The organism is Streptomyces similanensis, from assembly GCF_039543625.1.
GTDB lineage: Bacteria > Actinomycetota > Actinomycetes > Streptomycetales > Streptomycetaceae > Streptomyces > Streptomyces similanensis.
In genome coordinates this window covers 46655-66479 of sequence record NZ_BAABKC010000037.1, presented here as the reverse complement: position 1 = coordinate 66479, position 19825 = coordinate 46655, and the positions used below count along the sequence as shown (strand labels likewise).

The window sequence follows — 19825 nt, the reverse complement described above, 5'->3', positions numbered from 1 at the left end:
TCAGGCTCCTTCCGGTCGCGGGGTCCGGCGCTGTTCGAGGAGGGTGTCCAGGAGGGCGGCGAAGGCCCGCAGGTCGGTGCTGCGCAGGAGGTGGTGGGCGCGCGGGCGTACGCCCGTCTCGCGTTCGACGGCCGCCAGCAGCCGGGCGGCGACCACGGAGGTGCCGCCCGCGTCGGTGAAGTTGTCGCCGAGGGCGGTGGCCGACCGGCCGAGGAGGTCGCGGGCGGCCGTCAGGACGAGCCGCTGGGTGGGCGTGGCGTCGGCGAGGTCGTCCCCGGTGGCGGCGGTGGCGTCTCCTGGGGCGACGGAGGCGGTGGCCTGGTCCGCGAGGGCGGCGCGGTCGACCTTGCCGTTGGCGTCGAGGGGGTAGCCGTCGACCAGCCGTACGGCGCCGGGGACGGCCTGCTCGGGCAGCCAGGCGCGGACCGCGGCCAGCAGGTCACCGGTCTCGGGCCGGGCGCCGTCGGCGGGCCGCACGTGGGCGACGAGGCGGGCGTGGCCGGAGGCGTCGCGCAGCACGGTGACGACGGCGCTGCGCACCCGGTCGTCCTGCTCGAACGCGGCCTCCACCTCGGCCGGTTCGATCCGCACCCCGCTGATCTTGACCTGGTCGTCCAGCCGGCCCAGGAACTCCAGGGTGCCGTCGGCGTTCATCCGCACCCGGTCGCCGGTGCGGTAGAGGCGGTCGACGCCGGGCGGCGCCGCGTCCTCGGGCGGAGCGGTGAACCGGCGCGCGGTCAGCTCGGGGTCGAGGTAGCCGAGGGCCAGGCAGTGGCCGCCGACGCGCAGTTCGCCGTCCTGGCCGCGAGCGACGGGCCGGCCGTCCTCGTCCGTGACGACGACGGTGACGCCGGGCAGCGGGTCGCCGATGGGCGGCGGGGCCGTCTCGCCCGCCCGCGCGTCGTCGCCGCGCATGGCGTACGCGGTGGCGAGGACGGTGGCCTCGGCGGGGCCGTAGGCGTTGTGGACGGTGGCGGTGACGTCGGGCCCGGGGCGGCGGCGCATCCGGTCGCCGCCGACGACGAGGTGCCGCAGGCGCAGGCCGGGCGGCCAGGGCCGGTCCAGGAGCGGTTCCACGGTGGGGGTGGCCGCCACCGACACGGTGACCGCGGCCTCCCGCCACCAGTCGGTGAGCACGTGCGCGTCCCAGCGGACGTCGTCGGGGGCCGGGACGAGAGCGGCGCCGGAGGTCAGTCCGGCCCACAGCTCCAGCAGGTGCGGATCGAAGGCGACCCCGATGAGCAGCGACTGGCGGTCGCCGGGCGCCAGGCCGGTCGCCGCCCGGTACCAGTCGAGGGCGACGGACAGCGACGCCTCGGCCACCGCGACCGCCTTGGGCCGTCCGGTGGACCCGGAGGTGAGGACGGCGTACAGGGCGCCCTCGGGCGCGCGGCGCGTCCCGCGGCCGGCGGCGAAGGCCGCGACCGCGGCGGCGGGGGCGTTGACCCCTTCGGTGGGCAGGGGCAGCGGCAGCCGCTCCCCCGTCCGGTGGCTCGCGGGCAGGACGGCGGGGTCGCCGATCAGGCAGGCGACGTCGAGGTCCTCGGTGACGGCCTGGGTGCGGCGCTCGCCGGGGCGGGGGCCGAGCGGCAGGTAGACGGCGCCGGTCCGGGCCAGTGCGACGGCGGTGACCACGAGGGCGGCGGAGCGGTCCAGGCAGACGCCGACCAGGTCCCCGGGCCGTACCCGGTCGCCGAGGGCGGCGGCCAGGTCCGTGGCGGCGGTGTCGAGGTCCCGGTACGTCCAGGTCCGCGCTCCGTCGAGCACGGCGGGGGCGTCGGGGGTGCGCCGGACCCACTCCTCGAAGCGGGCGAGGACGGCGGTCGGCGCGGCGGCGGGGCCGTGGGCGACGCTCGGCGTGTCGGCGGCGGTGTCGGGCAGGGGCGGGGACTGGGCGGTCATCACGACTCCGTCGTCGGGGTGGCGGTGGCGGCGAGGGCGCCGGCCTGGTCGGCGAGCACGGGGTTGCGGAAGAGGACCTTCAGCGGCGGGCGGGCGCCCAGCCGGGGTTCCAGCCAGGCCGCGAGCTCGGCGGCGAGCAGGGAGTGGCCGCCGCTGCGGAAGAAGTGCGAACGGGCGTCGAAGCGGCTGTGGCCGAGGACCGTGCGCCAGCCCTCCGCGAGCAGCGCCGCCATCGGGTCGTCGGCGCCGGGCGCGGCCTGCGGCTCTGGGGCGTGCTCGCCCTCGGACGCGGCCGTGCTCTCGTTCACCGTGTCGGTCACGGGGTCGGTCACGGGGTCGGTCACGGGGTCGAGCGCGGCGGCGCGGCGGGTCAGCGCCGCACGGTCGGGTTTGCCGCCGGGCAGGGTCGGCATGGCGTCCAGCCGCGCCCACCGGGCGGGCACCAGCGGGCCGGGCAGACGGCGGCTCAACTCGGCGTGCAGCGCCCGCTCGTCGAGCCGCTCGGGCCGGTCGCCGTCCTCCTCGGTGAAGCCGACGAGCCGGGGCCCGCCGGGGCCCTCCCGGTCCAGTACGACGGCGCAGGACCGGCCGCCGAGCGCCGCGGACGCCGCCGCCTCGATCTCCTCCAGCTCGATGCGGTGACCGCGCAGCTTGATCTGGTGGTCACGCCGCCCCAGGAAGTACAGCAGGCCGTCCAGGCCGCGGTAGCCGAGGTCGCCGGTGAGGTAGACGCGCTCGCCGCCGAGCGCGTCCACCGTGACGAACCGGGCGGCCGTCGCCCCCGCGTTGCCCGCGTACCCCTCGGCGAGTCCGGGCCCGGCGAGGGCGAGTTCGCCCACGGCGCCGTCGGGCAGCGGCCGGCGGTGGTCGTCCAAGACGTGGACGCGCTCGCCGGGCAGTTCGGTGCCGAGCGGGATCTCGGCGCCGTCGGCGAGGGCGGCGCGGGAGATCTCGTGGACGGTGGAGCTGATGGCCGCCTCGGTGACGCCGTACACGTTGAGGACGGTGGCGTCGGTGTCGGCGAGGAGGCCGCGCAGGGCCTCGGCGGGCAGGCGTTCGCCGCCCAGGACCAGCAGTCTCGGCGTCCAGCTCCCGTCGCGCAGGGCGGGCCGCAGGTCCTCGCGGGTGGCGAGGAGGTAACTGGTGGGCAGGTTGGCGACGGTGACCCGGGCGGCGGCGAGCAGAACGGCCAGTTCCCGGCCGGTGGGCACCTCGTGCTCGGGCAGGACGAGGCACGCGCCGGAGTGGAGGGTGGGCAGCACCTCCTCCAGGGCCACGTCGAAGGACGGCTGGGCGAACATCAGGACCCGGTCGGCGGTGGTGAGCCCGAACCGGTCGGCGGTCGCGGTCAGATGGTGCTCCAGCGCCGCACGGCCCACGGCGACCGGCTTGGGTGTGCCGGTGGAGCCGGAGGTGTGGATGACGTAGGTGGCGCCGGGCAGTACGGCGGCGGCGCGGGCGCGGGGCAGCTCGGGGGCGTCGGCGCGGGCGGTCGGCAGGGTGTCCGGCAGGTCCGGGGCGCCGTCGCCGGTCAGGACGAGGGCCGGGGCGAGCCGTTCCAGCAGCAGGGCGAGCCGGGCGGGCGGGTCGGACGGGGACAGCGGGCAGTAGACGGCGCCGGTGCGCAGGCAGGCCAGCAGGGCGACGACCGAGTCCGTCCCCCGGGGCAGGACGACGGCCACCGGCTGCCCGGCGGACACCCCCGCGGCGCGCAGCCGCTGCGCCAACGCGCCGACGCGCTGGTCGAGTTCGCCGTAGGTGAGGCGGCGCGCGCCGTGCAGCAGGGCGGGCAGCGACGGGTGGTGGGCGGCCACCGGGTCCAGCGGATCGCGGTCGGCCGGGAGGGGCGCCGGTTCGGCGGCGGGCTGGACGGCGGCCGGTTGCGCGGCGGCGGGCGCCAGGTCGGCGAGTGCGGTCTCGGGGGCGTCGAGGTAGGCGCGCAGCAGGTCGAGGAAGCGGCCGGCGAGCAGCCGGGCCACGTCCTCGCCGAAGAGGTCGGCGTCGTAGTCCCAGACCAGGGTCATGCCGGGCGCGCCGTGGCGCGGGGTGACGCCGCGCCGGTCGTCCGGCAGCAGCACCACGTCCAGGTCGAAGCGGGTGGTGCCGGTGTTGAACCCCTCGAACAGGGTGATGTCGAGGCCGGGTACGTCGATCTCGGGCAGCGGTGCGTCGTGGGCGCTGAACATGACGGAGAACAGCGGGTTGTCGGCGCCGGAGGTGTGCGCGCCCAGGGCCCGGGTCAGCTCCTGGACCGGCACGTCCTGGTGCGGCAGGGCGCGGATGAGGGTGTCGGTGACCTCGTCCATGGCGTCCTGGGCGGGGGCGGCGGCGTCCAGGGCGAGCGGCAGCGGGATCGTGTTGACGAACATGCCGACGGCGTCCTCGTAGCCGCGGGGCCGGTTGCCGACGGCGGTGCCGATGGTCATCCGGGAGCGGCCGCTGTGCCGGCGCAGCAGTTCGGCGAACAGGCCGAGGAGGGTGGCGAAGGGGGTGAGGCCGCGGGCGCGGGTGTGGGCGCGCAGCCGTTCGGCGAGGTCGGCGCCGATCGTCTGCCGCAACTGGCCGCCGTGGTGCCTGCGGTGGGCGCCGGGCCGGGCGAGGCCGGGCAGCGGCAGGTCGTGGGGCTGGTCGCGCAGTTCGGTGTGCCAGAAGTCGAGGGACTCGGGTGTGTACGCGGCTTCGGCGCGGGCCCGCACGTGGTCGGCGTAGGACGGGGCGGGCGGGAGCCGGAGGTCTTCGCCGAGGACGTGGGCGCGGTAGACGCGGAAGACGTCGTCGAGCAGGATCGCGAAGGAGTGCCCGTCGTGGATGAGGTGGTGCTCCACGTGGACCAGCCGGTGGTGGCGCTCGGCGAGCCGCACGAGCGTCCAGCGGATCAGCGGCGCCTCGAAGGTGTCGAGCGGTGTCTCGGCCTCGGTGCGCAGCAGCCGGGCGTAGGCCGCCTCGGGGTCCTCCTCCCCGCTGAGGTCGGCGGTGCACAGCCTGGGAAGGCAGTGCGGCGCGACCCGCTGTCCCGGCACCGAGCTCTCGCGGGCGACGAGTTCGAGCCGCAGGCCGGGGTGGCGGGCCAGGGTGGCGGTGAGTCCCGCGCGCAGCGCCTCGGGGTCGAGGTCGCCCCAGAGGTCCAGTGCGGCGGTGAAGTTGTAGGCGCGGCTGCCGGGCTGCATCTGCTCGTGCAGCCAGACGATCTCCTGCGAGGAGGAGAGCGGAAGCATGGGCGATCCCTGAGGTCGTCGGGTCGGTGGTCCGGCGCCGGTCACGGTGGTGTCCGGCGGTGGTCTGCGGTGCGGCGCCGCGGGTCACGCGGGGACGCGGTGCGGTGGTCCGGGTGGCGGGTGGGTGCGGTGGTCCGGGCCCGCGGATGTGGATCACGGGCGGTGCGGGTCGCGGATTGCGGGTTACGGGCGGGGCGGGTGCAGGGCGCGGGTGAGCGCGTCGAAGGCGTGGTGCGCGGTGTCGTCGTCGTGGACCGCGCGGTCCCACACCATCCGCAGCCGGATGTCCGCGCCCTGGGTGACGGAGACGGCGAAGGGCGCGCGGACCGCTCTGCCGTCGACGTGGACCTCCCGGCCCTCGACGCCGGCCAGCCCGAGGACCGGGCGGCGGCTGTCGTCGTCCACGGTCAGCAGTCCGTCCAGGCCGCCGGTCCAGCCGGAGCCGGTGGCGCGTACGGCGGTCACGACCGCGTCGAAGGGGGTGTCGGCCCGGTCGAGGTCGTCCCACCAGGCGTCGGCGGTCGCCTCGGGGTCCGGCTGCTCCCGGCCGGTGTCGGCCGGGAAGACGACGGTGTTGAGGAAGCAGCCGACGACCGGCTCGGCGTCGGCGGGACGGCCGCCCCAGGGGTAGCCGAGCGGGACGGTGTGGCCCGGTCCGTGCAGCGCGCGGGCCGCCGAGCGGCAGGCGTCGAGCAGGGCGGGGAAGGGGACGCCGTCCTGGTGTGCGGGCAGCCGGGCCTCGGCCGCGCCGGTCGGGAGGGCGCCGGCGGGGGTGCGGTCCGGACGCGGCGACGGGGCCCGCGTCCGTACGGCGCGCAGCCGGTGCGCCCAGTAGGCGGCCGCGTCGGAGGTGTCCGCCCGTTCCTCGGCGGCGAGTTGGCCGAGGACAGCGTGCCGGTAGGCGGCGAGTTCGGCCGCCGTCTCCTCGGCGTCGGCCGCGCCGTCGGTGACGTCCTCGGCGTAGGCGGCGCCGAGTTCCTCGACGATCCGGGCCAGCGAGCGGCCGTCGCACACGGCGTGGTCGAGGACGACGGCGAGGACGTCCTCCGTCCGGGCGGCGTCGTCGCGGACGAGGAACAGCCGCAGCGGCGGGCCCTGCGGGTCCCAGGAGGCCAGCGCGCGGCGGAGCGTGTCGGCGGGCCGCTCGCCCGGTGCGGCGGCCGGGCGGGTGACGGGAACGTCCGGGTCGCCGACGCGCAGGACGGGGGCGCCGCGGACGACGGTGGGCCGGGAGCGCAGGGCGGTGTGCCGGGCGGCGAGCCGGCGGGCCGCCGCCCGCAGGCGGGCGAGGTCGACGGTGCCGTACGGGAAGGCGAAGAACATCGGCACCAGGTCGGGGCGTCCGGACGGGTCCAGGGCCCGCACCAGTACGAAGCGGCGCTGTGCGCCGGTGACCGGCAGCAGGGCGTCGGCGCCGTCGTCGGCGGTCAGCCGCCGGTAGCGGTCCAGGTACTGGCTCGTGATGCTGGGCACGGGGGCCTCTCTGTCGTTCGTGGCCGCGGTGGGCGGGACGCGCGCCGGGTCCGGGCCGGCGCGGCCGTGCGGGGGTTCAGCCGGCGGTCGCGGGCGCGGCGGGTTCGCCGTCGTCGGCGGCGGCGTCCGGCCGCGGTGCGTCGTGGGCGGCGTCCGCCGGGCGCTCCGGCGGCTGCGGCAGGTCGCGCATCCGGCGCAGCGGCGACAGCAGCAGGGGCACGGGTACGGCGAGGAAGCCGGCGGCGCACCAGGCGAGGGCGGTGCGCGGCCCGTAGGTCTCGGCGAGGGCGCCGCCGAGGAGCGCGCCGAGCGGCAGGGTGCCCCACATGAGGAAGCGCAGGGTGGCGTTCATCCGGCCGAGCAGCCGTGGCGGGCACAGCCCCTGGCGGAAGCTGACCTGGGCGACGTTGTAGACGACGCCGCCGAAGGCGAGGACCGCCGAGCCGGTGGCGAACAGGACCGCGCCGAGGGCGCCGTGTCCGGACAGCGGCCACAGTACGGCGAACGGGCCGGTCACCAGGACGGACAGGAGGATGACGCGGGCCTGGCCCAGGCGGGCGGCGAGCCGTCCGGCGCACAGGGCGCCCAGGAGTCCTCCGACGGCCGACGCCGACAGCACGAGTCCGAGCGCGCCGGGCTTCAGTCCGACGACGCGGACGAGGTGGACGGTCTGCGTCGCCATGAGGACGGCGGCGCAGAGGTTGGCGAGGGCGGTGGTGAGGGCGATGACGCGCAGCAGCGGGTGGCCGACGACGAAGCGGACGCCCTCGCCGATCTCCTTGCGCAGGGAGGCGCCCGCGCTGGGCTCGGGCACCGGCTCGGGCTGTCGGACGCGCAGGAGGAAGAGCGCGGAGAGGGCGTAGCCGAACGCGTCCGTGACGACGGCGAGGTGGGCGCCGACGAGCTGGACGAGTCCGCCGCCGAGCCCGGGGCCGGTCACCTGGGCGGTGGAACGGACCGTCTCCAGCGCTCCGTTGCCGGCCACCAGTTGGTCGCGGGGCAGGATCTGCGGCAGGTAGCTCTGGTGGGCGACGTCGAAGAACACGGTCGCCACGCCGGTGACGAGCGCGACGGCGTAGAGCTGGGTCATCGTCAGGGCGTCGGCGAGCGCGGCGGCGGGGATGCTCGCCATGGCGACGGCGCGCACCAGGTCCGCGCGGATCATCAGGGGGCGTTTGCGCATCCGGTCGGTGAGCGCGCCGGCGGGCAGTCCGACCAGCAGGAAGGCGGCGGTCTCGGCGGCGGTGAGCAGGCCCACCTGGAAGGCGGAGGCGTCGAGTTCGAGGACGGCCACGAGGGGCAGGGCCACCAGCGTGACCTGGGCGCCGAGCTGCCCGGCGGCGGCTCCCGCGAGCAGCAGCCGGAAGTCGCGCAGGCGCAGCGGGCCACCGGAGGCGGCTCGGGATGTGACGGACATGTGAACGACCCTCACCGACCGACCGATCGGGAGTCAAAGCACTCCAGTCACTTTCGGTCGATTCTTACGCCCGAGTGAGGCCAAGTCAGGAAAACCTCCGGCATATCTGCGGTACGTCCGCATGAATGACTGCCTCTCGCCGGGCGCCGCCGGACGGGCGCGGGCGCGGGGGCACGGGAGAGGGGGCGGCCGGGAGGAGTGCCCACCGCACACCCGGAGCGACCGAAGCCATCCTGACCGAAAACGAGCACTCATGATCACATCGGCACCGGAACAGATCATTCCGCCAGCTATGGAACGCCTCCGCACCGCCTCGGAGACCGGATCACGAGGCCGTGCGCGCCTCGCCGGGCGGTCTTGCGCGCCTCGCCGGGCAGCCTTGTGCACCTCGCCGAGCGGTCTTGCGCGCCTCGCCGGGCGGTCTCAGCAGTTCGCGCTGTAGCGGACGCATCCCGGCCGCGGGGTGTGGGCCTGGTCCCAGTCATGCTGCGCGGCCACCAGCGCCGCGCCCGCCGGCAGGGCCGTCCGCAGGAACAGCGGGATCGCGGGGGCGAGATCGGCGCCGCGGGGGATGCGGTGCGCCCAGGGACGGCGGGGTCTCGGTGGCGGCGGGGGTGTCCGTCATGGGGGCAGCGTGTCGCGGTCGGCGCGGCCGCGCAGGAGTACCCGTCCTCAGCCCCGGAACGGCCGAGGCGGCGGGGAGCACTGGCTCCCCGCCGCCTCCGCGGACGCCGGGTGGAGGGCGAAGCCGCCTCAGACGACCTGGGCGGACAGGATCGTCACGGCCTCCTTCGGCACGTCGCGGTGACCGCCCCGGGACGTGGTGGGCACGGCCCCGATGGCGTCCACCACGTCGGCGCCCGCCACGACCTTCCCGAACACCGCGTAACCCCAGCCGTCCTGGCCCGGGTAGTTCAGGAAACCGTTGTCGCTCGTGTTGATGAAGAACTGCGCGCTCGCCGAGTGGGGGTCGCTGGTGCGCGCCATGGCCACCGTGTACTTCTCGTTGCGCAGACCGTTCTTGGCCTCGTTCTCCACCCGGTTCGGCGCCGGCTTCTGGGACATGTCCGCGGTCAGACCGCCCCCCTGGATCATGAAGTTCGGGATCACCCGGTGGAAGACGGTGTCGGTGTAGTGGCCGGCCCTCACGTAGTCCACGAAGTTGGCCACCGTCTTGGGGGCCTTGGTCTCGTCGAGTTCGAGGGTGATGTCACCGGCGGAGGTGTTCAGCAGCACTGTGGTCATGGGGTCATCCTATTCAGCGCCCGGCTCGCTTCCGGGCATAGACGTGCACGTGATCACCCTCACCCCGCGGCCCCCGCGTGCCGCCACGGCAGAAGTCCCTCGCCCGCCCGGGAGAAAAACTGTCTCGCCAGGAGTAGATATTTCCCCGAGTTGGGGTTAGCCTTTCTCTCGTACTCAGGAAGACGAAGCGAACGAGGTAAGGAGCGGAACGCCATCAGGATCGCCCGGGCGAGGACGAGTCCGCCCGGGTACCGCAGACCCCGGATTGGAAGGTGGTCCCCGGTCACGCATCCGCGATCCCCGCAGCCCCGCCCGTCCGGGCGGAGTCCGCGGACGAAGAAGACCGGCATCGGCCGGTAGATGGTGTTGCAGGCTCGGGGCCCGGGTGCCGGTACGGCGCCCGGGCCCCCCGACGCGTCCGCCCCGGAAGAAGAGGTCTATGCCCTCTCGCAGTACCCGCCCCGTAGACCCGCTCGATGACGACGACTATCCCGCCTACACCATGGGCCGCGCCGCCGAGATGATCGGCACCACCCCGGCCTTCCTCCGCGCCCTCGGCGAGCACCGCCTGATCACCCCCTTGCGCTCCGAAGGCGGCCACCGCCGCTACTCCCGCTACCAGTTGCGCATCGCCGCCCGCGCCCGCGAGCTCGTCGACCGGGGCACCTCCGTCGAGGCGGCCTGTCGCATCGTGGTCCTGGAGGACCAGCTCGAAGAGGCGCAGCGCATCAACGAGCGCCTGCGCGGCCACGGCGGCGGGCAACAGCAGGCCACCTGACGGGGGGCCGGAGACGCGGCGACCGGTTCAGCCGCGCCCGGCGTCGCTGTCCGGCCGCGTCGCTCACGCGGGACGGGCGAGGAACGCGCGGACCGGACCGGACAGTTCGTCGGGTCTGCTGATGGTCACGACGTCGACTCCGGCGAGCGTGCCGCGCAGCGGCCGGTAGGCGAGGTCCGGCAGCGTGACGCGTTCCGTGGCGGTGGGCACGACGGCCACCCCCGCCCCGGCCGCGGCGAGGGCGAGGACACCGAGGGTGCCGGCCACCGGGCGAAGGCGCGCCCGGCGCACGCCGGGGGCCGCCCGGAGCCGGGCGAGGACAGTCTCGTCGTCCTCGTCGGCGGCGAACACGATGAGGTCCTCGTCCGCGAGATCGTCCTCCGTCACCGCCGCGCGGGCGGCCAGCGGATGGTCGTGGCGGACGGCGACCGACAGCGAGGTCCGCGCGCGGCGGATCACCGTGAGGTCGCGCACGCCGTCGAGACCGACGCCGGGGCTGTAACCGATGTCGAGGGCGCCCTCGCGCACGCCCTCGACCTGCGCGGCGGGCGGCAGCTCGGTCAGGCTCAGTTCCACCTCGGGGCGGGCCCGGTGGAAGCGGCGCAGATCCGCGGTGAGGACGCCTTCCAGCACGGCGACGCCGGTGAAGCCGATCCGCACCGCGCCGATCTCGCCGCTGACCGACCGCCGGGCCACGCTCAGCGCCCGGTCGGCCTGGGCCAGGGTGCGCCGCGCCTCGGCCAGCAGCAGTTCGCCCGCCTCGGTCAGCTCGACCCGGCGGCTGGTCCGGACGAACACCGGGCCGCCGACCTCCCGTTCCAGCGCCTGCACCTGGGTGCTCAGCGTCGACTGCGTGACGTGCAGCCGCGCCGCCGCGCGCCCGAAGTGGCGCTCCTCGGCGACCGCCGTGAAGTAGCGCAGATGCCGCAGTTCCATACTGCTCCGATCGGTGGAAGCGATCGATTCATCGTATCAATCCATTGGATCTATCGATGGCTCCGGCGGAGACTGGGTGGCATGACCCCACCGCACACGACGACGCCCACCCCGCAGGACCGCCAGGACATCGCCGACCTGATGACCGGATGGATCCACCGCGACCTCGGCCAGTGGGACCGGCTCCGCGAGCTGTTCCATCCCGACGCGCGCGTCGAGATCACCTGGTTCGAGGGCCCGGCCCATGAATTCGTCGACGCCTCGGCGCGGATGGGCGGCTCCGACTTCCGCACCAAGCACCTGATCACGGCGCCCGTCGTCGCCTTCGCCGCCGACGGCGCCCGCGCGGTCGCCGAGACCAACGCCGTGATCGTCGGCGAGAACACCCGGCTCGGGCTCGGCTGCACCGGGCACAACCGGTTCATCGACCGGCTCGAACGGCGCGACGGCGTCTGGCGCATCCTGGACCGCAAGAGCGTGTACGACTTCGCCTCCTTCACCTTCCCGGCCGGCGTCGTGCCGATCGACCAGGAGACGCTGGCCGCGCACCCGCGCGAGTACGGCGCCCTGGCGTACCTGCTCGACAAGAGCGGCTTCCCCGTACGCCGGGTCTTCGCCACCCGGGGCGACGACCTGGAGCGGGAGATCAAGCGCTCGGCCTTCGCCTGGCTGGACGGACAGGACGCGCGGGGCGGACAGGACGCGCGAGGCGGACAGGACGCGCGAGGCGGACAGGACAGGCGGGGCGGACAGGACGGGCGGGGCGACGCATGACGACCGCCGCCGCCACCACCGCGACCACCGTCACCGACGTCGCCGTGTTCGACGGGACCGACGCTCCGGCCGGCCGGTTCGACGTGTCCTTCGACGCGTCCGGGATCACCGGCGTCCTCCCGACGGGCGCCGCCCGGCCGGCCGGGGTGCGCGTCGACGGCGCCGGCGGCACGCTGCTGCCCGGACTGATCGACGCGCACGTGCACTTCCTCGACCCCGAGGAACTGTCGACGCTCGCCCGGTTCGGGGTGACCACCGCGCTCCACATGGGGACCTGGCCGCCGCGGTTCGTCGCGGAGCTGCGCGCGGCCGGCCACGGCGCGGACCTCCGCAGCGCCGGCACCCCGCTCGCCGGCACCGGCGGAACGCACGCCCGGATCCCGGGTTTTCCCGCCGCGGACCTGATCGAGACGCCGGAGCAGGCCCGTCGGCGCGTCGCCGCCCGGGTCGCCGAGGGCGCGGACTACGTCAAGCTGATCCTCGAACGGCCGGGGGCCGGCGGGCCCTCGCCCGAGACGGCCGCCGCCGCGGTCGAGGCGGCGCACGCCGCCGGGCTGCGGGTGGTGGCGCACGCCAGTTCCACCGGCGCCTTCGCACTCGGGGTACGGGCCGGTGTGGACGTCCTCACCCACGCCCCGCTCGACGCGGTGCCCGACCCGGATCTCGTACGGTCCGTGGCCGACGCCGGCATCGTCGTCGTGCCGACGCTGACCATGATGCGCGGCACCGCGCACAACCTCGCGGTCCCCGCCCTCTCCTACGACCACGCCCGCGACACGGTCACGGCGCTGCGTCGCGCCGGCGCCGTCGTCGTGGCCGGGACCGACGCCAACGACGCACCCGGGGTGCCCGCCGCCGTGCCGCACGGCAGCAGCCTGCACGACGAGCTGGGTCTGCTGGTCGAGGCCGGGCTGAGTCCGGCCGAGGCGCTGCGGTCGGCGACCGGCGCGGCGGCCGACGCGTTCGGCCTGTCCGACCGCGGGCGTATCCGGCCCGGTCTGCGCGCCGATCTGCTGCTCGTCACCGGCGATCCGCTGTCCCGCGTCCACGCGACCCGCCGCGTCCGCGCCGTCTGGACGGCCGGCCGGGCCGTGGACGCGGTGGCCCAGGCCGGACCGGAACGGCTCTGACCGCCGGTGCCCGCGCCTCCGCCGCCGGTGTCAGCCGTCCCGGTCCGCGCCCGGCAGCGGGACCCAGGTGTGCGACCAGGCGATGATCGCGTCCAGGACCGGTTCCAGCTCGCGTCCCTTGCGGGTCAGGCGGTACTCCACCTGGACAGGCGTGGTGGGCAGCACGTGGCGCTCGACCAGGCCGTCGCGCTGGAGTTCGCGCAGCCGCTGGGCCAGCATCGTGTCGCTCATCCCGGGGATGGCGGCCTTGATCTGCGCGTACCGGTGCTGGTCCGTGAACAGGGCGCGCAGGATGGCGCCGGTCCACCGGGTGCCGATCATCTCGATCGCGGTGTGGAAGCGCGTGCACACCGGGTGGACGTCCCCGTCCGGCGGCGTCGGGACGTCCCCGTCCCGGGGCGGCGGGGCGGGGGTCACGTACCGGCCGGTGCGCGCAGCGAGCGCAGGGCGTCGGTGACGCGCGCCAGTTCGTCCAGCATCGCCTTGGCCGAGCCGGTCATGACGTCGTTGGGCGTCAGCCGCTTGTCGTCGTCGAGGAACTGCTGCACGAAGGGGATGGAGACGGCCTCGAAGACGGGGGTCATCTTCAGCGTGGTGACCACCTGCTTGATCATCTGGGCCGCGCGCGTCCCCGCGGACACGCCGCCGTAGCTGACCAGGCCCACCGGCTTGTACTTCCACTCGTTGTGGAGGTAGTCGATCGCGTTCTTGAGTTCGGCGTTGTAGCCGTAGTTGTACTCCGGCATGACGAACACGAAGGCGTCCGCCTCGGCGACCTTGGCGCTCCAGTCCCGGGTGTGCTGGTGGGTGTAGCGGCCGAGCCGCGGGTGGTGGGGTTCGTTCATGAAGGGGAGGTCCACCTCCGCGAGGTCCACCACCTCGACCTCGGCGAATCCCGCGTGCGCCACGGCCTCCGCCTCGATCCACCGCGCCACGCTCGGGCCTATGCGTCCGGGCCGGGTGCTCGCGACGATGATTTCCAGCTTGCTCACGTTCGACGTCCGCCTTTCCTATGCGATGACGATCACCATAAGGAAAGATGAGCTGATAAGCAATCCTTAGTACGCAGCCCGACGCGACGTCCGGGCGGCGTCCGGGCGTTCGCCGCACGGCCGAGGCGGGCGCCTTCGCACGCGACACTTCGCGCAGGACGCGCCCCGGCAACCGTCATGAATCCGCACCGGAGCACATAATGGGGTCATTCATTGCCTTGTTCGGGCAGTAGGGACGCATATGACCAGTCGCCGCACGCGGGACGACGCCGACGGCGTCCTGACGGACGTCGCGGTCGCCCTGATCGACGACCGGGGCGCGGTCGTCCACTGGTCCCGCGCCGCGGCGGAGCTGCTGGGCCGGTCCTTCGAGGAGGTCCGCGGCCACCCCGTGGAACGGCTGTTCGCCCAGACGCCGGACGGCTCGCTCGCCCCGGGCTCCCCCACGCCCGAGTGGCCGGCCCTGATGCGGCACGCCCGCGGTCACACCGTCCCCGTCCACTGCCGCGTCCTGCCCCTGGAGGGCGCCGCGCTGCGGCTGCTGCTCGTCGTCCCCGCCGACCGCGCGCAGGAGGCCGAGCAGGGAGCGGCGCTGCTGCGCGCCCTGCTGGCCCAGGACCAGGTCGGGCTCGTCCTGCGCGACGCGGACCTGACCCTGCTGCGCACCAACCTGCCCTCGGAGGACGTCCCGGCGCCGCCCCTGGGCACCCGGCTGGCCGAGGTGATGGAGGCCCCGGACGCGGCCGCCGCCGAGGCGAGACTGCGTACCGTGCTGGAGACGGGGGTGCCGCAGGTGGCCGCCGAACAGCATGTGCGCACCGTGCTGCCCCCGGTGCGGGAACGCTCGCTCTCGGTGACCGCCCTCCGCCTCACCGACCGCGCCGGCCGGCCCCGCGGGGTCGTCGCGCTGCTGACGGACGCCACCGCGCAGTGGCTCGCCGCCCGCCGGCTGCGACTGCGGCACCGGGCCGCCGTCTGCATCGGCCGCTCCCTGGCGGTGCGGGACGCCGCCGAGGACATCGCCGAGGTGCTGGTGCCCGGTCTCGCGGACGTGGCGGCGGTCGACCTCGCCGAAGCCGTCCTGACCGGCGACGAGCCGCCCAAGGCCGTCGGCGGCGGCGACCTCCACTTGTGCCGGCTGGCCCTTCAGGCGACCGGCGACCGCGCGGCGGGGATGGTGCGGCCCGGGTCCGCGATCCCGCCGTTCCCGGACCAGCCGCAACTGCGCCTCCTCCAGGAAGGGCGCACGGTCATCATCGACCGCGCCACGGTCGACCGGGGCGTGGCGGGCGTCCCGCTGATGAGCGCGGACCTCATCCCCGAGGGCGGCCACTCCTTCGTCATCGCGCCCATGTTCGCCCGCGGTCTCATCCTCGGCTTCATCACCGCCTGGCGCACCGACGGCGCGGACCCCTTCGACCAGCAGGACGCCGACCTGCTCACCGAGATCGCCGCGCACTCCGCGCTCAGCATGGACAACGCGCGCCGCTACACCCGCGAGCACCGCGCCGCCGTGGCCCTGCAACACCGGCTGCTGCCCGCGGCGAACACGCGCGGCCCGGCCCTGGAGACCGTCGGCGGGTACCTGCCGGCGGCCGGCGGCGCGGAGATCGGCGGGGACTGGTTCGACGCCGTCCCGCTGCCCTCGCTGCGGGTGGCCATGGTCGTCGGGGACGTGATCGGACACGGCCTGCACGCCGCGGCCACCATGGGACGGCTGCGCACCGCCGTGCAGACGCTCGCCGACCTGGAGCTGTCCCCGGACGAACTGCTCACCCGCCTGGACGAGTTGGTCGCCCGGCTCGCCGCGGAGGCCGCGCCGGCGGATCGCGACGCGGTGGGCGCCACCTGCCTGGTCGCGCTCTACGACCCGGTCACGGAGCAGTGCACGGTGGCCAGCGCCGGACATCCGCCGCCCATCATGACCGGCCCGGACGGCGTCGGCCGCCCCCTGCCGGTCCTGCCCGGTCCGCCGCTGGGCGTCGGCGGGCTGCCCTTCGAACCGGTCACCGTCCGCGTGCCCGCCGACAGCTGGCTCGCCCTCTACACCGACGGCCTGCTCAGCCGGCCGGACGACGACATCGACGCGGCCGTGCTCCACCTGGCCGACCGCATCACCGCCCTCCGCCGGTCCGGGTGCTCCTTGGCGGCGGCCGGCCGCGCCCTGACCGAGCAGGTGGGTGTTCCGGCGGCCGACGACACGGCGCTGCTGCTGGCCCGCGTCCGGCCGCTGCCGCCGGACGCCATCGCCCAGTGGGAGTTCCCGGCCGACCCCGAGACCGTCGCCGAGGCCCGGGCCGCTGCCGCCGGCCGGCTCGCCCGGTGGGGGCTCGCGGACCTCGACTTCACCGTCGAGCTGATCGTCAGCGAACTGGTCACCAACGCGATCCGTTACGCGGGCGGGCCGATCGGTCTCCGGCTGATCCGCGGCGACGTCCTGGTGTGCGAGGTCAGCGACCCGAGCAACACCCAGCCCCGGCTGCGCCGCGCCTCCGTGGCCGACGAGGGCGGCCGCGGCCTGTTCCTCGTCGCCCAGCTCAGCACCCGGTGGGGCAGCCGCTACGGCCACTCGGGCAAGACCATCTGGGCCGAACTGGCCCTGCCCGGCTGACCGGCCGCACCGGCGGACCCACCCGTGTGCGAGGGGTCCGCCGGTGCCGTGACCGGGTGGTTCAGGAGGGCAGTTGCCACTTCTGGGCGCTGCTCCCGTTGCAGGTGTACAGCTGCACCCGGGTGCCCTCCACCGTGCTGGAGTTCGGGTCGTCCAGGCACAGGCCGGAGTGGGTGTTGATCAGTTGGCCGGAGGCAGTGGCCTGCCACTGCTGGGCGCCGGTGCCGTTGCAGGCGTAGAGCTGGACGGGTGTGCCGTCGGCGGTGCCGCTGTTGGCGGCGTCCAGGCAGGCGCCCAGCACCCGGAACGTGCCGTCCGCCGCGAGCGTCCAGCTCTGGGCGGGTGTGCCGTCGCAGCCCCACAGCTGGACCGGGTTGCCGTTGCCGGTTCCCGAGGACTGGTCGTCCAGGCACAGGGAGGAGGAGACACCCGAGGTGACGACGCCGGTGCGGGCGGGCGGCGCGGCCGGGAGCTTCCACGTCTGCGCCGCGGACCCGTTGCAGGTGTAGAGCTGGAGTTGGGCGCCGTTCGTGGTGGAGCCGGCCGGGTCGTCCAGGCACAGCGTGGAGTGCGGGTTGACGAGTGAGCCGCCCGCGCCGGGCGTCCACTGCTGGGCTCCGCTGCCGTTGCACGTCCACAACTGCACGTGCGTGCCGTTGGCGGTGCCGCTGTCGGCGGCGTCCAGGCACTTGCCGAGGGTGCGGATCGTGCCGTCGGCGGCGATCACCCAGTCCTGGGCGTAGCTGCCGTTGCAGCTCCAGATCTGGGCGTGGGTGCCGTCGGCGGTGCCGGAGTCGGCGGCGTCGACGCACAGGGCGGCCGAGACCCCGGAGGTGACGGGGCCGACGCGCGGCCGGACGGGTGTGCCGAGGTCGCCGCCGTAGGAGGGCGGTGCCTGGTCGGGGCCGGTGGCCCAGCTCGTGTTGGCGGTGGCGCCCAGCGTGTAGCCGAGGGTGCCGCCCGCGGTGAGGGCGGCGGCGGGGGCGTAGGCGTTGTTCCAGGGCGAGCCGTTGAACGTCGCGGACTGCACGTAGGGGGCGTTGTCGGCGGCGCCGTCGCCGACTACGGTCAGCGTCTTGCCGGACGGCAGGGTCAGGGCGGCCTGCGGGAACAGCGGGGAGCCCAGGGCCAGGTCGGAGGTTCCCGGTGTCATCGGGTACATGCCGAGCGCGGACCACACGTACCAGGCGCTCATCGCGCCGAGGTCGTCGTTGCCGTCGGCAAGGCCGCCGGGTGTGTTCGCCCAGATCTGGTCCTGGATGTGCCGCACGGTCGCCTGCGTCTTGTAGGGCTGGCCGGTGTAGTCGTACTCCCAGGGCAGTTCGATGCTGGGCTCGTTGCCGACCCAGGCGTACCCCTTGTCGCCGGTGTAGCTGCGCAGCACGGTGTCCAGGTAGTGGTTCATGGCCGTGTTGCCGCCCTTGGCGGCGGCGAGTCCGGCCACGTCGAAGGGCACCATGCCGGTGTAGATCCACGAGTCGGCCTCGACCATGTCGGTGCCGCTGGTCGGGTCGAAGCCGCCGGTCCAGCCGCCGTCGGCGTTACGCGGCTGGACGAACCCGGAGGCCGGGTTCAGCACGTTGCGCCAGTCCTGCGCGCGGTGGGCGTAGGTGCGCTGGGTGGCGCCGTCGCCGAGCGCGCCGGCGAACGCGGAGAGCGCGAAGTCGGCGGTGTCGTACTCCAGGGTGGTGGCGACGGGGCCGTAGAAGTTGCAGCAGCCGTAGCTGCCGTCGTGCGGCAGGTAGCCCGGCGCGTTCAGGTAGGGCAGTCCGGGGCGGTTGTTGTTGGCCTTGCTCGCCTCGGCGATCATGTCCTTCAGGGCGGTGGCGGTGTCGAAGTCGCGCGCGCCGAACGCGTAGAAGTCGGCGATCATCGCGGCGCCCGGGTCGCCGACCATGACGTACGACTCCCCGTTGTTCTCCGACCACTTGGGGAACCGGCCGGTCTGCGCGTAGTCGTCCAGCATCGACTGGGCGGTGTCGGAGGCGGCCTGCGGGGCGATCAGCGCTTCCAGCTGCGACTGGGTGCGGTAGACGTCCCAGCCCGAGTAGTTGGCGTAGACCGCCTTGTGGCCCGCGTCCACGGTGTGGACGGCGCCGTCGAAGCCGGGGTAGCGGCCGTCGGTGTCGCTGATGACGTTCGGGTGCAGCAGGGAGTGGTAGAGCGCGGTGTAGAACTGCGTCTGCTGGTCGGCCGTGCCGCCCGAGACGCGGGCCCGGCCCAGCAGCGTGTTCCAGGCGCTCTTGGCTGCGTCACGGGTGGCGGCGAAGTCCCAGCCGGCGTTCTCGGCGGTGCGGTTGGCGACCGCGCCGGCCTGGGACACGTAGGAGACGCCGACCTTGGCCTGGACGACCGGGTTGGCCGTGGTGTCGAAGGTGACGTAGCCGCTGGAGGCCGCGGCCTGCGGTGCGGCGGCCTTCTTGGGCGTACGGGTATCGCTTGTACGGGTCTTGGGCGTGGAGGACTTGGGCGCCGCGCCGTGCAGGCGGGGGGAGTTGGGCGGTTCGGCGGCGTTCTTGGAGGCGCGCGGCGTCGTGGACGGGGCCTTGGCGGCGGGGGCGGCGGCGGTGCCCTGGCCGGTGAAGGGGCGGTCGAAGACCATGTCGAAGTAGACGGTGTAGGTGTTGCCCGCGCCGCAGAAGTGCCCGCTGGTGACCTGGCCGCTCACCTCGGTGGCCGACACCTTGGTGAACGTGGTGGCGCTCGCCGTGCTCTGGCTGCCGGTGAGCTTGAACACCAGGTTGGAGCGGGTGCTCGCCGGGAAGGTGAAGCGGGCCATGCCGCTGCGGGTCGTCGCGGTCAGCTCGGTGGTCACGCCGTTGGCGAGGCCGACCTTGTAGGAGCCGGCCGTCGCGGACTCGGAGCTGTGCGCGAACGCGTCGGCGGCCCCGGTGTCCACCGCGCCGACCGTGGGCAGGACGGGCACGTCCCCGGCCGCGCCGCAGCCGGGTCCCGCGATGTGGGTCAGGCTGAACCCGGTGATCGAGGAGTCCTTGTACTCGTAGCCGCCGCCGTCGGGCCGCGAGGGGGTGTCCGGGCTCCACTGGACCATGCCGAACGGCACGTCGGCGCCGGGGAAGTCGTCGGCGGCGTTCGAGGTGCCGATGAAGGGGTTGACGAGGGAGGCCGGATCGGCGACCGGGGCGGCGGACGTCCTCGCGGCGGGTGTGAGCGCGGGCGTGGCGGGGGTGGCCTGGGCCGGCAGGGTGGTGAGGCAGGCGAGTGCGGTGACGGTGCCGACGGCCGTGATGAGGGCGCGGCTCCGGGTGCGGCGGGAACGGCTCCGGCCACGTAAGGGTCTGGCTCGCGTGGGCAGGGCGGACACGGACAGGCGCATGGCCTTCTCTCCTTC

13 protein-coding genes are annotated in these 19825 nt (G+C 74.9%); 4 read left to right on the top strand and 9 right to left on the bottom strand.

What is annotated here, in order from left to right; all coding sequences use genetic code 11:
- The 5 genes from ABEB07_RS11660 to ABEB07_RS11640 form a co-directional block, all read right to left on the bottom strand.
- Window positions 1-1902, bottom strand: coding sequence for a non-ribosomal peptide synthetase (locus ABEB07_RS11660; protein WP_345668255.1), 1902 nt, complete (start codon window positions 1900-1902; stop codon window positions 1-3).
- Entirely contained in the window at window positions 1902-5117 is a 3216-nt protein-coding gene (locus tag ABEB07_RS11655; RefSeq protein WP_345668253.1) for a non-ribosomal peptide synthetase, read from the bottom strand. The genes ABEB07_RS11660 and ABEB07_RS11655 overlap by 1 nt, the downstream gene beginning before the upstream one ends.
- A gap of 183 nt (window positions 5118-5300) precedes the next feature.
- The gene (locus ABEB07_RS11650; RefSeq protein WP_345668251.1) at window positions 5301-6590 is read right to left on the bottom strand and encodes a non-ribosomal peptide synthetase; all 1290 of its coding nucleotides are present in this window, start codon (window positions 6588-6590) and stop codon (window positions 5301-5303) included.
- Between the two features lie 76 nt (window positions 6591-6666).
- The gene (locus ABEB07_RS11645; RefSeq protein WP_345668249.1) at window positions 6667-8007 is read right to left on the bottom strand and encodes an MFS transporter; all 1341 of its coding nucleotides are present in this window, start codon (window positions 8005-8007) and stop codon (window positions 6667-6669) included.
- 753 nt (window positions 8008-8760) lie between these two features.
- The gene (locus tag ABEB07_RS11640; protein WP_164588832.1) at window positions 8761-9252 is read right to left on the bottom strand and encodes a peptidylprolyl isomerase; all 492 of its coding nucleotides are present in this window, start codon (window positions 9250-9252) and stop codon (window positions 8761-8763) included.
- 439 nt (window positions 9253-9691) lie between these two features.
- Between ABEB07_RS11640 and ABEB07_RS11635 the strand changes: the two genes are divergently transcribed.
- Complete coding sequence (locus ABEB07_RS11635) at window positions 9692-10030, top strand: helix-turn-helix domain-containing protein (protein ID WP_345668246.1); 339 nt, start codon at window positions 9692-9694, stop codon at window positions 10028-10030.
- Window positions 10031-10093: 63 nt separating this feature from the next.
- Here ABEB07_RS11635 and ABEB07_RS11630 read toward each other — a convergent pair whose 3' ends face one another.
- A complete protein-coding gene (locus ABEB07_RS11630; RefSeq protein ID WP_345668244.1) occupies window positions 10094-10966 on the bottom strand; it encodes a LysR substrate-binding domain-containing protein in 873 nt (290 codons plus the stop codon).
- Window positions 10967-11047: 81 nt separating this feature from the next.
- Between ABEB07_RS11630 and ABEB07_RS11625 the strand changes: the two genes are divergently transcribed.
- Window positions 11048-11740 (top strand): nuclear transport factor 2 family protein, encoded by a 693-nt coding sequence (locus tag ABEB07_RS11625; protein WP_345668242.1) that lies wholly within the window; start codon window positions 11048-11050, stop codon window positions 11738-11740.
- Window positions 11737-12870 (top strand): amidohydrolase family protein, encoded by a 1134-nt coding sequence (locus ABEB07_RS11620; protein WP_345668240.1) that lies wholly within the window; start codon window positions 11737-11739, stop codon window positions 12868-12870. Before ABEB07_RS11625 ends, ABEB07_RS11620 begins: the two co-directional genes overlap by 4 nt.
- A 30-nt stretch (window positions 12871-12900) precedes the next feature.
- Here ABEB07_RS11620 and ABEB07_RS11615 read toward each other — a convergent pair whose 3' ends face one another.
- Window positions 12901-13287 (bottom strand): winged helix-turn-helix transcriptional regulator, encoded by a 387-nt coding sequence (locus tag ABEB07_RS11615; RefSeq protein WP_345668238.1) that lies wholly within the window; start codon window positions 13285-13287, stop codon window positions 12901-12903.
- Window positions 13284-13862, bottom strand: coding sequence for an NADPH-dependent FMN reductase (locus ABEB07_RS11610; protein WP_345668236.1), 579 nt, complete (start codon window positions 13860-13862; stop codon window positions 13284-13286). The genes ABEB07_RS11615 and ABEB07_RS11610 overlap by 4 nt, the downstream gene beginning before the upstream one ends.
- A 241-nt stretch (window positions 13863-14103) precedes the next feature.
- On the opposite strand from ABEB07_RS11610, the gene ABEB07_RS11605 reads away from it, so the two are divergent.
- Complete coding sequence (locus ABEB07_RS11605) at window positions 14104-16473, top strand: SpoIIE family protein phosphatase (RefSeq protein WP_345668234.1); 2370 nt, start codon at window positions 14104-14106, stop codon at window positions 16471-16473.
- A 61-nt stretch (window positions 16474-16534) separates the two neighbouring features.
- On the opposite strand, the gene ABEB07_RS11600 is transcribed toward ABEB07_RS11605, so the two are convergent.
- On the bottom strand, window positions 16535-19810 hold the full coding sequence (locus ABEB07_RS11600; protein WP_345668232.1) for a lectin: 3276 nt from the start codon (window positions 19808-19810) through the stop codon (window positions 16535-16537).
- Window positions 19811-19825: the final 15 nt, after the last annotated feature.